We start from the raw sequence: 13,757 nt of genomic DNA, 5'->3' as shown, positions 1-13,757 counted from the left end.
CTAGGATTTCCTAGGGTATCCACGCTCCTGATGCATTAGGGGATGCTGTCAACCATTGAATGAGATGCGCGGCGCCTTATTTGGCTGCCGCGGGGCATCTCGGGTGGGACGGGATGATATGAGAGTGGAAACCGAGGAGCTCGCCGTCGGGCTTCTCAAAGGTCCCGCACGCACCGATCCAAGCATCTGGACGCGATCCTATGTCCGTATCCTTCTTGCCGGGGATATCGCGTGCTCTGTCATCGCCTGTGAGGCCGTTCTGGGCGTTCGGCTGTGGTTCGGCGCCTTCATTCCGGTGGAGGAGGCCCTGCTCGGGCTGGGTCTCGCTCTGATCTGGCCGCTCGCCCTGGCGTCCGGAGGCGCCTATCGCCAGCGTACGCACGGTGAGGGTACGGACGAATTCCGGGCGGTTTTCAATGGTGCCGCCGGCCTGACGGCGGCGGTTGCGATCGGTGCGTATGTCACGCAAACTCCGATCGCCCGGAGTTTTGTCATGGCGATGTTCCCACTCGCTTTCACCCTCACGCTTTTCTTCCGCTACCGGATGCGCAAGCGGCTTCACCGCAGGCGCTCACGCGGCGACTACATGCGCCATGTGGTCGCCGTCGGCCATCGGGAGTCGGTGCTCGACCTGGTGATGCAGCTGCGCAGGCAGCCGCACCACGGCATGACCGTCGTCGCCGCGTGCCTGCCCGCCGGCCCCGACCTGGTGGAGATCGACGGGGTTCCGGTCCTCGGCAACTTCTCCGACGTGCCCACGGTGGTGGCCGAGGTCAACGCCGACGCCGTCGCGGTTTTGGCCTGTCCGGAATTGGACGGCGCCGCGCTGCGCAGGCTCGCCTGGGGGCTGGAGGACGCCCGCACCGACCTGTTCGTGGCCCCCGCGCTCATGGACGTGGCGGGCCCGCGCATCAGCATCAGCCCGGTCGCGGGCATGCCGCTCCTGCATGTCGAGCACCCCGACTTCCGCGGCGCCCGGCGACTGGCGAAGAGCCTGTTCGACCGGGCGGGGGCGGGTCTCGCCCTCCTGGTGCTGGGGGCGCCCATGCTGGTGATCGCCGGGCTGATTCGCGCGACGAGCCCGGGACCCGCCCTCTTTCGCCAGGTCAGGGTAGGTAAGGGAGGCACAGAGTTCCAGGTCGTGAAATTTCGCACGATGGTGGTCGATGCGGAGCAGCTCAAGATCGACCTGGAGCGCGAGAACGAGTTCGACGGTGTCCTCTTCAAGATTAGGAACGATCCAAGAATCACCCGCGTGGGTGCCTTCCTGCGCCGATACTCCCTCGACGAGCTACCCCAGCTGCTCAACGTGCTGCGCGGCGAGATGTCCCTCGTCGGTCCGCGCCCTCCCCTGCCCGACGAGGTCAGGCAGTACGGCGCCGACGTACGCCGCCGCCTCGTCGTGAGCCCGGGCATGACCGGCCTGTGGCAGGTCAGCGGGCGCTCGGACCTGACCTGGGAGGAGTCGGTTCGCCTGGACCTCCGCTACGTCGAGAACTGGTCGCTCTTTCTGGACCTGCAGATCCTCTGGAAGACCTGGGGCGCCGTGACCGGCGGAGAAGGGGCCTACTAGTGAAAGCACTCGTGCTCGCCGGAGGGTCGGGCACCCGGCTACGGCCGATCACCCACACCTCCGCCAAGCAGCTCGTCCCCGTCGCCAACAAGCCCGTGCTCTTCTACGGGCTGGAGGCGATCGCCGCCGCGGGCATCCGTGAGATCGGGATCGTCGTGGGCGACACGTACGCCGAGATCGAGGCGGCCGTCGGCGACGGCCGCGCGTTCGGGCTGGAGGTCACCTACGTCCGGCAGCGGGCGCCGCTGGGCCTGGCCCACGCGGTGCTCGTCGCCCGCGACTACCTCGGCGACGACGACTTCGTCATGTATCTCGGCGACAACTTCATCGTCGGCGGCATCAACGACGTCGTCGAGCGCTTCGCCCGCGAGCGGCCCGCGGCCCACATCATGCTCACCAAGGTCGGAGATCCCCGGCAGTTCGGGGTCGCCGAACTCGACGCCACCGGCCGGGTGATCGGCCTGGAGGAGAAACCGCCCGTACCCAAGAGCGACCTCGCGCTGGTCGGCGTCTACCTGTTCACCGCCGCGATCCACGAGGCGGTGGCCGAGCTCAAGCCGTCGTGGCGGGGAGAGCTGGAGATCACCGACGCCCTTCACTGGCTGATCGCCGACGGGCGGAGGGTCGAGTCCTCCCTCATCTCCGGCTACTGGAAGGACACCGGGAACGTCACCGACATGCTGGAGGTGAACCGGCTGGTGCTGGAGTCCCTGCGGCCACGTCTGGACGGCCTGGTCGACGAGGCGAGCCAGCTGATCGGCCGGGTGGTCGTCGAGGAGGGTGCCACGATCGAGCGGTCCCGCGTCGTCGGACCCGCGATCATCGGCCCGGGAGCCCGGATCCGCGACAGCTACATCGGCCCCTTCACCTCGATCGCGGCGGACTGCGCGATCAGCGCGAGCGAGATCGAGTACTCGATCGTCCTGCCCAGGTCCTCGATCGCCGGGGTCTCGCGCATCGAGGCGTCCCTCATCGGCCACGACGTCGAGGTCACCCCCGCCCCCACCACCCCCAGAGCCCACCGCCTCGTGCTGGGCGATCACAGCAAGGTCCAGATCAGTTCATGACAACAGCCGACAGCGGGACGACCTCCACTCCGTCGAAAACTCCGTCGAAGGTTTTGGTCACCGGGGGAGCCGGATTCATCGGCTCCCACTTCGCCCGCCTGCTCGCCGCGAGCGGGACCGCCGTGACGGTCCTCGACAAGCTCACCTACGCGGGAAACCGGGCCAACCTGAAAGGGACGCCCCACGACTTCGTGCACGGCGACGTCTGCGACACCGAACTCCTGGCGGGGCTCGTCCCCGGCCACGACCTCGTCGTCAACTTCGCCGCCGAGTCCCACGTCGACCGGTCGATCGACGGCGCCGCCGACTTCGTGAGGACCAACGTCCTCGGTACGCAGGCGCTGATGCAGGCCTGCCTGGAGGCGGGCACCCCGAGGGTGGTGCAGGTCTCGACCGACGAGGTGTACGGGTCGATCGACGAGGGCTCCTGGGACGAGGGCGCGCGGCTCGGCCCGCGCTCGCCCTACGCCGCGGCGAAGGCGAGCGGAGACATGGTCGCCCAGGCGTACGCGATCACCCACGGCCTGCCGGTCTCCATCACGCGCTGCGGCAACAACTACGGCCCCCGCCAGTATCCGGAGAAGCTGATCCCGCTCTTCGTCACCCGCCTCCTGCGGGGGCACAGGGTCCCGCTCTACGGTGACGGCGGCAACGTCCGCGACTGGGTCCACGTCGAAGACCACTGCGCGGGCATCCGCATCGTCGCCGAGCGCGGCGAACCCGGCGAGGTCTACCACATCGCCGGTACGGCGGAGCTGAGCAACATCGAGCTCACCGCCCGGCTCCTTGAGGCCTGCGGCGCCGGATGGGACATGGTCGAGCGCGTCCCCGACCGCAAGGGGCACGACCGCCGCTACTCCCTGGACGACTCCAGGCTCCGCGCGCTCGGCTACCGGCCGTCCGTGCCGTTCGAGCGCGGCCTGGCGGAGACGGTCCGCTGGTACGAGGAGAACCCCGGCTGGTGGGAGGCCGCCGCGGAGGAGGCGGGCGCCGGCCCGGCGGGGCCGGTGGGCGCGGCCGGTTCGGCGGCCTCGGTGAGTCCAGCCGGTCCAGCCGGTCCAGCCGGTTCGGCCGGTCCGGCGGGTCCGGCGGGGATGGCCGGTGCGGTGGACGGACGGCGAGGAGGGGCGGCCGGATGACCCGCTGGATGATCATCGGTGCCTCCGGCATGCTCGGGACCGAGTTGGCGGCCCGCCTGCGTGCCGAGAAACACCCCTTCCTCGCGTTCGGCAGGCACGAGCTGGACCTCTGTGACACGCCCGCCGTACACCACCTGATCGCGGCCTGCAGGCCCGACGTCGTGGTCAACTGCGCCGCGTGGAACGCCGTCGACGAGGCGGAGACGCGGGAGGACGAGGCGCTCGCGGTCAACGGCACCGCGGTGCGCGCGCTCGCCGAGGCGTGCGGGCGCGTCGGCGCGCGGATGATCCAGCCCTCCAGTGACTACGTCTTCGACGGCACCGCGCTGGACCCCTACCCCGAGGACGCGCGGCCCTGCCCGGTCAACGCGTACGGCAGGACCAAGCTCGCGGGTGAGCGCGCCGTGCTCGAGATGCTGCCGCGCGGCGGCTACGTGGTGCGCACGGCCTGGCTCTACGCCGCGACCGGCCACAACTTCGTCCGCACGATGATCCGCCTGGAGGGTGAGGGGATGGCCCCCGAGGTCGTCGGCGACCAGTTCGGCCAGCCCACCTGGGCCGGTGACCTCGCGGCGAGGATCGTCGACCTGGCGGTGAGTGAGGCGCCGCCCGGCGTCTACCACGCCACCAACTCGGGCCACACGAGCTGGTACGACCTGGCGAGGGAGGTCTTCACGCTGCTCGGCGCCGATCCCGGCCGGGTGAAGGAGATCCCCTCCAAGGACCTCACGCGTCCCGCGCCCCGGCCCGCGTACAGCGTGCTGGGGCACGACGGCTGGCCCAGGGCGGGCCTGCCGCCGATGCGGCACTGGAAAGAGGCGCTGAGGGAGTCCCGTGTGCTCGCGGCGGGCTAGCGGGGGCGTCCGTGTCGAGGGCCGGGCACGGGAGGGGCCGGGCGGGGCCCGGTCGCCGGGCACGAGAACGACCCAGTCGAAGAACCGTCGGACCGCGTCACGCGGCGAGGGAGCGCATTCATGACAACCTGCAGGCTGTGCGGCTCGACGAGCCTCGCCAGCGTCGTCGACCTCGGGGCGACACCGCCCTGCGAGCGGTTCCTCACCGAGCCGCAGCTGGAGGAGCCAGAGGTCACCTACCCGCTGCACCTGCGGGTCTGCACCGACTGCTGGCTCGCGCAGATCCCGCCGATGATCACCCCGGAGGAGACCTTCACCGAGTACGCCTACTTCTCCTCGTACTCCACCTCGTGGGTGGAGCACGCGCGGGAGTTCGTGCGCGGGGCGGCCGAGCGGCTCGGGCTGGGGGCCGGGTCGTTCGTGGTCGAGGTGGCGAGCAACGACGGATACCTGCTGCGGCACGTCGTCGAGCGGGGCATCCGCTGCCTGGGCGTCGAGCCGTCGGAGAACGTCGGCCAGGCCGCCAGGGACGCCGGGGTGCCGACCGTCACGGCGTTCCTCGGCCCGGAGACCGGCGCCTCGGTGCGCGCGGAGCACGGGCCCGCCGACCTGGTGGTCGCCAACAACGTCTACGCCCACATCCCGGACATCGTCGGCTTCACCCGGGGGTTGCGCGCCCTCGTGGCCGACGACGGCTGGGTCTCCATCGAGGTCCAGCACCTGCTCACCCTGATGGAGCGTAACCAGTACGACACGATCTACCACGAGCACTTCCAGTACTACACGGTCGCCTCCGCCCAGCGCGCCCTCGCCGCCGGCGGGCTCGCTCTCGTGGACGTCGAGTCGCTGCCCACGCACGGGGGCTCGATCCGCCTGTGGGCGAGACCGTTGGAGGCCGTGGACGCGCAGGGGGAGCAGGGCATCCGGGGAGAGTGGGGCGTCCTGGGGGAGCCGGGCGTCCGGGGAGAGCCGGGCGGACAGGACGGGCCGAGCGAGCAGAACGGCTCGGGTGAGCGAAACGGCTCGGGCGAGCGGAACGGCTCGGACAAGCAGAACGGGTCGGGCGAGCGGAACGGGTCGCCGGACGGACCGAGCGAGCGGGTGGCCGCGCTGCTCGCGGCGGAGAAGGCCGCCGGTCTGCACGAGCTGTCCGGGTACGCCGAGTTCGGCGAGCGGGTGGCGCGGGTGCGGCGGGACCTGCTGGGCTTCCTCCTCGACGCCGCCCGCGAGGGCAGGACCGTCGCGGGCTACGGAGCGCCGGGCAAGGGCAACACCCTGCTCAACCACTGCGGCATCCGGCCCGACCTGCTTCCTTTCACCGTCGACCGCAACCCGTACAAGCACGGCAGGTTCACCCCCGGCACGCGCGTACCGATCCTGCCGCCGGAGAGGCTCGCCGAGGAGCGGCCCGACTACGTGCTGGTCCTGCCGTGGAACCTCCGCGAGGAGCTCGTCGACCAGCTGTCCTTCGTGCACGCCTGGGGAGGCCGGCTGGTCTTCCCCATCCCCAATCTGGAGATCGTCGAGGTGAACCCGTGAAGGTCGTCCTCTTCTGCGGCGGATACGGCACCAGGATGCGGGCCGGCACCCCCGGTGACGTGCCCAAGCCCATGCAGCTCGTGGGGCCCCGGCCGCTCATCTGGCATGTGATGCGCTACTACGCGCACTTCGGGCACACGGAGTTCATCCTCTGCCTGGGGTACGGCGCGCACCACATCAAGGACTTCTTCCTGAACTACCAGGAGACGACGTCCAACGACTTCGTCCTGCGCGCGGGCAGGGTCGAGCTGCTGTCCACCGACATCTCCGACTGGTCGATCTCGTTCGTGCAGACCGGGATCGCCTCCCCGATCGGCGAGCGGCTGCGCCGGGTCCGCGACCACCTGGACGGCGAGGAGATGTTCCTCGCCAACTACGCCGACGTGCTCACCGACGCGCCGCTGCCGGAGATCGTCGACCGCTTCGCCCGGTCGGGCGCGGGCGCGTCGATGATGGTGGTGCCGCCCGCCGACACCTTCCACTGCATCGAGCTGGGGGAGCGCGGCACGGTCGGCGGGATCACGCCGGTCAGCGAGATGCCGCTCTGGGTGAACGGCGGATACTTCGTGCTCCGCCAGGAGATCTTCGACCACATCCCGGAGGGCGGCGACCTGGTCGCGGACGGCTGCGCGGAGCTGGCCAAGCGCGGCAGGCTGCTCGCCTACCCGCACCGCGGCTACTGGCGGCCCACGGACACGGTCAAGGAGCGGGTGGCCCTCGACGAGGCGTACTCGCGCGGCGACCGCCCCTGGGCACTGTGGGAGCGCGGGCCCGTACCCGGACTCGTGACGGCCCCGGAACGCGACCCCGTACCCGGATCCGTGACGGCCCCGGAGCGTGAGCCCGCGCCGGTGCTCGGGCAGGCGCCGGGGTACGAGTCGGCGGCGGTGCTCGAAGGCGGGCCCGCGGCGGTGACGGTCACGTGATCCGGTTCAGAGCGGCCAGGACGGCCCGGATCGCGCTGCTCGCCGCGCACTGCGACGACCTGGCGATCGGGGCGGGCGGCAGCCTGCTCACCCTCTGCTCCGCGCGCCCCGGCGTCCAGGTGGACGCCCTGGTGCTCTCCGGCGGCGGAACCGAGCGGGAGGACGAGGAACGCGCCGCGCTCGACGCGTTCTGCCCCGGCGCCGACCTGCGGCTCACCGTGCTCAAGCTGCCCGACGGGCGGTTGCCCGCGCGCTGGGAGGAGGCGAAGGAGGCGGTGGAGGAGCTGCGGGCGCGTACCGACCCCGACCTGCTGTTCGCGCCGAACCCGGCCGACGCCCACCAGGACCACCGGGGCCTGGCCAAGCTGGTGCCCACGGCCTTCCGCGATCACCAGGTGCTCGGCTACGAGATCGCCAAATGGGACGGGGACCTGGGGCGGCCCACGACCTACCAGCCGCTCACCCCGGAGATCGCCGAGGCGAAGGTGGGCCTGCTCCACCGCCACTACCCGTCGCAGCGCCACCGCTCCTGGTACGACCGCGAGGCGTTCCTGGGACTGGCCCGCATCCGCGGGATCGAGTGCCACGCCCGCTACGCCGAGGCGTTCCACGTCAACAAGCTGACCTTCGATCTGGCTGGAGGCTGAACCGGATATGCGCGTGCTGCTGACCGGGCACCAGGGCTACCTGGGGAGTGTGATGGCCCCGGTGCTCGCCGCCGCGGGCCACGAGGTGACCGGGCTCGACTCCGGGCTTTTCGCCGGATGCCTGCTGGGGCCCGCGCCCGACGACCCGCGGGGACACGCGGTCGACCTGCGGGACGTCACCCCCGAGGTCCTGGCGGGGGTCGACGCGGTGGTGCACCTCGCCGCGCTCTCCAACGACCCGCTGGGCGCGCTCGCGCCCGAGCTGACCTACGACATCAACCACCGCGCGGCGGTGCGCCTGGCGAGGCTGGCCCGCGACGCGGGCGTGCGCCGGTTCCTGTACGCGTCCACCTGCTCGGTCTACGGAGCCTCAGGCTCGGACCTGGTCGACGAGGACGCGCCGCTGCGCCCGGTCACCCCGTACGCCGACTCCAAGGTCCGGGTGGAGAACGACCTGCTCACGCTGGCCGACGACGACTTCAGCCCGGTGTTCCTGCGCAACGCCACCGCGTTCGGGTTCTCGCCCAGGCTGCGCGCGGACATCGTGCTGAACAACCTCGTCGGGCACGCGCTGCTGTCCGGGGAGGTCAGGGTGCTGTCCGACGGCACCCCGTGGCGCCCGCTGGTGCACGCCGCCGACATCGCGAACGCCTTCGCGATGGCACTGGACGCACCGCGCGACGCCGTCCACGCGAAGGCGTTCAACGTCGGCACCGAGGAGAACAACGTGACGGTGGCGGAGATCGCCGCCGAGGTCGCGGAGGCGGTGCCCGGCTCCGAGGTCGTGATCACCGGGGAGGCCGGGGCCGACCCGCGCTCCTACCGGGTCGACTTCTCCCGCATCCGCGACGCGCTCCCCGGCTACCGGGCGCTGTGGACGGTGAAGGCGGGCGCGGTCGAGCTGGTCGAGGCGTACGGGCGGTTCGGCCTGACCGAGGACGCCTTCCGGCGCCGTTTCACCCGGCTGGCGTGGCTGTCGGCCCGTCGCGAGACCGGAACCGTCGACGGCGCGCTGCGACCACGGCGGGACGGTGAACGATGACGGGCGAGGGCGGCGAACGACGGACACCGGGAGCGGAGTACGGCGGCGCGGCGCCGGGGGTGAGAGGCGACGGCGAGACGTCGGAGGTGGAGAACGGCGAGGCGCGGGAGATGCACGACCTCGTGGAGCGGCTCTACCCGCTCTGCAGGAGCATCACCGGTGACGGCGTGCGCCGCACCCTGGATATCGTCGAGGAGTTCCTCCGCCTGCAGGTCCGCGAGGTGCCGACGGGCACCCAGGTCCTCGACTGGACGGTGCCCAGGGAGTGGAACATCCGCGACGCCTACGTCAAGGACGCCTCGGGGACCAGGGTCGTCGACTTCGCCGCCTCCAACCTGCACGTGGTCGGCTACAGCGTCCCCGTGGCGGCGACCATGACCCTGGACGAGCTCCGGCCACACCTGCACACGCTCCCCGAGCAGCCCTCCCTGATCCCGTACCGCACGAGCTACTACGCGGAGACGTGGGGCTTCTGCCTCGCCCACGACACCCTGGAGAGCCTGGAGGACGGGCCGTACGAGGTCATGATCGACTCCACGCTCGCCGACGGGCACCTCACCTACGGCGAGCACGTGGTGCCCGGCAGGGTCGCCGAGGAGGTGCTCGTCTCCTGCCACGTGTGCCACCCCTCGCTCGCCAACGACAACCTGGCGGGCATCGCGGTGGCGGTCAGGCTCGCGCGGCGGCTCGCCGGCGCCGACCCGTGGTACACCTACCGCTTCCTGTTCGCGCCGGGCACCATCGGCGCGATCAGCTGGCTGGCGCGCAACAGGGAGCGCGCGAGCCGGATCAGGCACGGCCTGGTACTGGCCTGCGCGGGGGACCGCGGCCCGCTGACGTACAAGCGCAGCAGGCAGGGCGACGCCGAGATCGACAGGGCCGTCCGGCACGTCCTGCGAAGCTCGGGGCGCGCCCACACGGTCGTCGACTTCTCCCCGTACGGCTACGACGAACGGCAGTTCTGCTCGCCCGGCTTCGACCTGCCCGTCGGCTCGCTCACCAGGACCCCGTACGCGGGCTACCCGGAGTATCACACCTCCGCCGACAACCCGGACTTCGTCTCTCCCGAGGCGATGGCCGACACCCTGGAGACCTGCTGGGAGGTCACCCGGGTGCTTGAGGACAACCGCGCCTACCTCAACCTCAGCCCGTACGGGGAACCGCAGCTGGGCAGGCGGGGCCTGTACGGGTCGCTGGGCGGGCGCAGCGACACCAAGGAGACCCAGATGGCGATGTTGTGGGTGCTGAACCTCTCCGACGGGAGGCACAGCCTCCTGGACATCGCGGAACGTTCGGATCTTCCCTTCCGTGCCGTGGCGGAGGCGGCGGGGGCCCTTCGTGGTTCGGGACTTCTCAAGGAGTGTTCGCTGTGACGCGGTTCCAGGTAGTGACGGGCTCCCGGGCGAGCGTGGCGCTCAACCTCCGGGTCGGCGAGACGGTGGAGGTGCTCGGCGAGGCCGAGATCATGGCCACGCTGGACGAGAAGGGGGAGCTGGACCAGCTGCCCTTCATGCCGGAGATGCTCGCCTTCTGCGGGCGGCGGCTCACCGTGCACAAGGTGGCGCACAAGCTCTGCGACACGATCGGCGGCAGCGGCATGCGGCGGATGGAGCGCGCCGTCCACCTGACCGGTGCCCGCTGCGACGGGCAGGCGCACGGCGGCTGCCAGACGGCCTGCCAGTTCTACTGGAAGGAGGCCTGGCTCAAGCGGGTGGACCCCGACTCGCCGGCCTCCCCCGCCCCTGTCTCCACCGGCGAGAACGGTCTCGCCGAAGGCAGGCCCCTGCTGCCGATCCTGCGGGCCGCCACCAGGAAGGAGCCGGGCCCCGACGGGGAGGAGCGCTTCTCCTGCCAGGCGACCGAGCTGCTGCGCGCCGCACCCACCTGCCTGCCCTTCAAGGACGTCAGGCAGTACGTCACCGACGTGCGCAGCGGGAACGTGGGCGTGCCCTGGATGCTGCGCTCGTTCCTCGTGGGACTGTTCAACCGCTTCCAGCAGGTGGCGAAGCGCATCCTGCCCAGGTGGATGTGGATCAAGGGCGGGATGCGCTGGGGGTTCGTCAGGGGCGAGGCGGGGCCCACCACGCCGACGCTGAGCCTGGACCTGCGCCCGGGAGAGCTCGTCCGGGTGAAGTCCAAGGAGGAGATCCTCAAGACGCTCAACGACGACCTGCTCAACCGCGGCATGGGGTTCGAGGAGGAGATGTCGCGCTACTGCGGCCACGTCGCGCGGGTGAGCGCCCGCGTCGAGAAGTGTCTGGACGAGAAGACCGGCCGCATGCTGCGGATGAAGAACCCCTGCATCATCCTCGACGACGTCATCTGCGCGGGCGCGTACAACGTCAGCTGCCCACGCGAGTTCGTCCCCTTCTGGCGGGAGATCTGGCTCGAACGCGTCGAGGAGCCCGGCTGAGCGGGCCGTCCCATGAAACAGACGGCGAAACAGACGGATCAGACGGAGAGACGGGCGGAAGACACGGATGGAGCAGCGGACCGAGCCGAACCGTGAACAGGACGGGGACGCCGGTGAGCAGGTCGGGACGATCGGCAGGAAGGCCGGTCGAGGGCTGCGCTGGAGTCTCCTGGGCAACCTGGGCACGAAGGCGACCACCTTCGTCATGGGACTGGTGCTCGCCCGGCTCCTCGTGCCCGAGGACTTCGGCCTCTACGCCATCGCGCTCGCCGCGACCACCTTCGTCATGCACGTCAACGACGTCGGCATCATCGCCGCCACCGTGCAGTGGCGGGGCAGGGTCGAGGAGATGGCGCCGACGGCGACGGTGATGGCCGTGGCGTTCAGCGCGGGGATGTACGGGATCTTCTGGGTGGTGGCCCCGTACTTCGCGGAGCTGGCGGGCAGCGCGGAGGCCACCCCGGTGGTCCGGCTGCTCACCGTGATCATCCTCATCGACGGCGTCACCGCCGTGCGGGCGGGCTCGCTGATGCGCGGGTTCGGGCACGACAGGCTGACCAAGGCCAACATCGCGGGCTCGCTGGTCAACGCCGGGGTGGCCATCGCGCTCGCCGCGAACGGTGCCGGTGCCTACAGCTTCGCCTGCGGGCAGGTGGCGGCCAACACGGTCACCGGCGCGCTGGTGCTCGCCTGGGCCGGGCTGCCGTTCCGCGTCGGCTTCGACCGGGAGGTGGCGGTCAGGCTCCTGCGGTTCGGGGCACCGCTGGCCCTGGGGCTCGGTATCGAGGCGGTGCTGATGAACGCCGACTACGTCATCGTCGGCGCCGTGCTCGGCCCCGTCGCCCTCGGCTTCTACCTGCTCGCGTTCAACGTCTCCAGCTGGGTGCCCAGCGTGATCGGGACCGCCCTGCGCTACGTCACCGTGCCCAGTTTCTCGCGGCTGGCCGAGCAGCGGTCGGAGTCGTTGTCGCTGGGAGTGCAGCGGTCGGTGCCGTTGCTGGTCGCGTTCGTGCTGCCGGTCGCCGTGGTGACGGCCACGCTGGCCCCGGCGATCGTGGCGTTCCTCTACGGCGAGAAGTGGGCTCCGGCCGCCGGGGTCCTGGCGCTGCTGGCGGTCCTGATGGTCGTGCGGATGCTCACCTCCCTCGCCTTCGACATCCTCACCTCGGCGGGCGCCACCAAGGCGACCGTGTGGATGAACCTCGCCTGGGCCGTGGCGCTGGTGCCCGCCCTGTGGGTGGGCACGCACTGGTACGGCATCCGCGGCGCGGCGGTCGGGCACGCGCTCGCCGGCGTCCTGGTCGCCCTGCCGGTGTCGGCGTTGATGCTGAGCCGCGCGGGGGTGCGTCTCGCCCCGATCCTGCCCGCCCTCCTGCGCCCGCTGCTGGGCGCCGTGGTCGCGGCGGCCGTCACGACGACGCTCACCGGCCTGACGGACGGGCTGACGGGCGGCGGGGTGACCGCGGTTTCCGCGTTCGTCCAGCTCTGCGTGGCCGGAGGCGGGGGACTGCTCGCGTACGTCCTGATCGCCGTACCCATGACACGGCTCAAACAGCTGGGCGCACGGGTGGTCCCCGCCCGCGCCCGCTGACGGAACACCCGAACCCACGAGACCGACGAGATCTGCGAGAGGAGAGGTCGGATGGAGAACTCCGACACGCTGGTGTCCATCGTGCTTCCCGTACGCAACGGGGCCGGACGGATCGAGGGCGCGATCCGTTCGGTGCTCGGCCAGGACCACGAGCGCCTCCAGCTGGTGATCTCCGACAACGCGTCCACGGACGGCACCGAGGAGATCTGCCGCGACCTGGCCGCGACCGACGACCGGATCGTCTATCGCAGGCACCCGGAGAACGTGGGCCTGTTCGACAACTTCGTTCGTACGACCGAGCTGGTGGCGGGCACGTTCTTCCGCTGGGTGGGCGACGACGACCGGTTGGAGCCCACATGCGTGTCCCGGTCTCTCCAGGCGTTCGCGGAGGACGACCGGCTCGTCCTGGTCACCACGCAGGTCGCCTACACCGGCCCCGACGGGACCGTGACCACCACTCCCCTCGATCGCTCCGGACTCACCTCGGACGACCCGGTCGAGCGGTTCGCCGAGATGCTGGGGCTGCTCAACGAGAGTCACCTGCTCATCGACCCGCTGTACGGCACGCTGCGGCGCGACCCCCTCGCGAGGATCCCCCGGCGGAACATGCTCCGCGAGGACGAGGTGTTCGCGGCGAAGCTCGCTCTCGCCGGACCGTGGGGACACGTCCCCGAGGTCCTCGCCCACCGCAACTGGAAGCACGACAGCCTCTCCGCGATCGCCCGACGACTCGACGTGCCGCCCTGGCGGGCCCGCTGCTCCACCGTCCTGCAGTGCGCGGAACTGTTCCGCTGGCTGCGGCAGGCCGATCTCACCGCCGACCAGCGCCACCGCGCCCGCGCCGCCGTACTCGGCATGTACGCGCGGCGCCAGCGGCTCACCGCGGCCCGCCGGGGCCGCAGGCTCGCGCTGCTCGCCTCGGGGTTCGTCCCCGGTGGACGGTGAGCGATGTTCACTCGTGAGGCC

Annotated in this window: 12 protein-coding genes; all 12 read left to right on the top strand. The window is 71.1% G+C overall.

What is annotated here, in order from left to right; all coding sequences use genetic code 11:
• Nucleotides 1-64 precede the first annotated feature (64 nt).
• Nucleotides 65-1,573, top strand: coding sequence for a sugar transferase (locus ABZ664_RS26065; RefSeq protein WP_362515491.1), 1,509 nt, complete (start codon nucleotides 65-67; stop codon nucleotides 1,571-1,573).
• Complete coding sequence (locus tag ABZ664_RS26060) at nucleotides 1,573-2,640, top strand: glucose-1-phosphate thymidylyltransferase (protein WP_362515184.1); 1,068 nt, start codon at nucleotides 1,573-1,575, stop codon at nucleotides 2,638-2,640. Before ABZ664_RS26065 ends, ABZ664_RS26060 begins: the two co-directional genes overlap by 1 nt.
• Nucleotides 2,637-3,779: a dTDP-glucose 4,6-dehydratase gene (rfbB, locus tag ABZ664_RS26055; RefSeq protein ID WP_362515181.1), complete on the top strand. Its 1,143-nt coding sequence runs from the start codon at nucleotides 2,637-2,639 to the stop codon at nucleotides 3,777-3,779. The genes ABZ664_RS26060 and rfbB overlap by 4 nt, the downstream gene beginning before the upstream one ends.
• Nucleotides 3,776-4,633 (top strand): dTDP-4-dehydrorhamnose reductase, encoded by an 858-nt coding sequence (rfbD, locus tag ABZ664_RS26050; protein WP_362515179.1) that lies wholly within the window; start codon nucleotides 3,776-3,778, stop codon nucleotides 4,631-4,633. Before rfbB ends, rfbD begins: the two co-directional genes overlap by 4 nt.
• A 120-nt stretch (nucleotides 4,634-4,753) precedes the next feature.
• The gene (locus ABZ664_RS26045) at nucleotides 4,754-6,172 is read left to right on the top strand and encodes a class I SAM-dependent methyltransferase (RefSeq protein WP_362515176.1); all 1,419 of its coding nucleotides are present in this window, start codon (nucleotides 4,754-4,756) and stop codon (nucleotides 6,170-6,172) included.
• Entirely contained in the window at nucleotides 6,169-7,098 is a 930-nt protein-coding gene (locus ABZ664_RS26040; protein WP_362515173.1) for a sugar phosphate nucleotidyltransferase, read from the top strand. Before ABZ664_RS26045 ends, ABZ664_RS26040 begins: the two co-directional genes overlap by 4 nt.
• On the top strand, nucleotides 7,095-7,745 hold the full coding sequence (locus ABZ664_RS26035; RefSeq protein WP_362515169.1) for a PIG-L deacetylase family protein: 651 nt from the start codon (nucleotides 7,095-7,097) through the stop codon (nucleotides 7,743-7,745). Before ABZ664_RS26040 ends, ABZ664_RS26035 begins: the two co-directional genes overlap by 4 nt.
• Nucleotides 7,746-7,752: 7 nt before the next feature.
• Entirely contained in the window at nucleotides 7,753-8,787 is a 1,035-nt protein-coding gene (locus ABZ664_RS26030; protein WP_362515167.1) for an SDR family oxidoreductase, read from the top strand.
• Complete coding sequence (locus ABZ664_RS26025; RefSeq protein WP_362515165.1) at nucleotides 8,784-10,160, top strand: DUF4910 domain-containing protein; 1,377 nt, start codon at nucleotides 8,784-8,786, stop codon at nucleotides 10,158-10,160. Before ABZ664_RS26030 ends, ABZ664_RS26025 begins: the two co-directional genes overlap by 4 nt.
• Nucleotides 10,157-11,200: a hypothetical protein gene (locus tag ABZ664_RS26020; RefSeq protein WP_362515163.1), complete on the top strand. Its 1,044-nt coding sequence runs from the start codon at nucleotides 10,157-10,159 to the stop codon at nucleotides 11,198-11,200. Before ABZ664_RS26025 ends, ABZ664_RS26020 begins: the two co-directional genes overlap by 4 nt.
• A 67-nt stretch (nucleotides 11,201-11,267) precedes the next feature.
• Complete coding sequence (locus ABZ664_RS26015) at nucleotides 11,268-12,791, top strand: lipopolysaccharide biosynthesis protein (RefSeq protein WP_362515161.1); 1,524 nt, start codon at nucleotides 11,268-11,270, stop codon at nucleotides 12,789-12,791.
• A 51-nt stretch (nucleotides 12,792-12,842) separates the two neighbouring features.
• Entirely contained in the window at nucleotides 12,843-13,736 is an 894-nt protein-coding gene (locus ABZ664_RS26010; RefSeq protein WP_362515159.1) for a glycosyltransferase family 2 protein, read from the top strand.
• Nucleotides 13,737-13,757 lie beyond the last annotated feature (21 nt).

The sequence above is a fragment of the Streptosporangium sp. NPDC006930 genome, from assembly GCF_040635605.1.
GTDB lineage: Bacteria > Actinomycetota > Actinomycetes > Streptosporangiales > Streptosporangiaceae > Streptosporangium.
The sequence above is the reverse complement of the archived record's forward strand: the minus strand, read 5'-3'. Positions and strand labels throughout refer to the sequence as shown.

Coding starts and splice junctions, on each gene's coding strand:
- ABZ664_RS26065 (WP_362515491.1), top strand. CDS start 65: ATGCGCGGCGCCTTATTTGGCTGCCGCGGGGCATCTCGGGTGGGACGG.
- rfbB (WP_362515181.1), top strand. CDS start 2,637: ATGACAACAGCCGACAGCGGGACGACCTCCACTCCGTCGAAAACTCCG.
- rfbD (WP_362515179.1), top strand. CDS start 3,776: ATGACCCGCTGGATGATCATCGGTGCCTCCGGCATGCTCGGGACCGAG.
- ABZ664_RS26045 (WP_362515176.1), top strand. CDS start 4,754: ATGACAACCTGCAGGCTGTGCGGCTCGACGAGCCTCGCCAGCGTCGTC.
- ABZ664_RS26030 (WP_362515167.1), top strand. CDS start 7,753: ATGCGCGTGCTGCTGACCGGGCACCAGGGCTACCTGGGGAGTGTGATG.
- ABZ664_RS26025 (WP_362515165.1), top strand. CDS start 8,784: ATGACGGGCGAGGGCGGCGAACGACGGACACCGGGAGCGGAGTACGGC.
- ABZ664_RS26015 (WP_362515161.1), top strand. CDS start 11,268: ATGGAGCAGCGGACCGAGCCGAACCGTGAACAGGACGGGGACGCCGGT.
- ABZ664_RS26010 (WP_362515159.1), top strand. CDS start 12,843: ATGGAGAACTCCGACACGCTGGTGTCCATCGTGCTTCCCGTACGCAAC.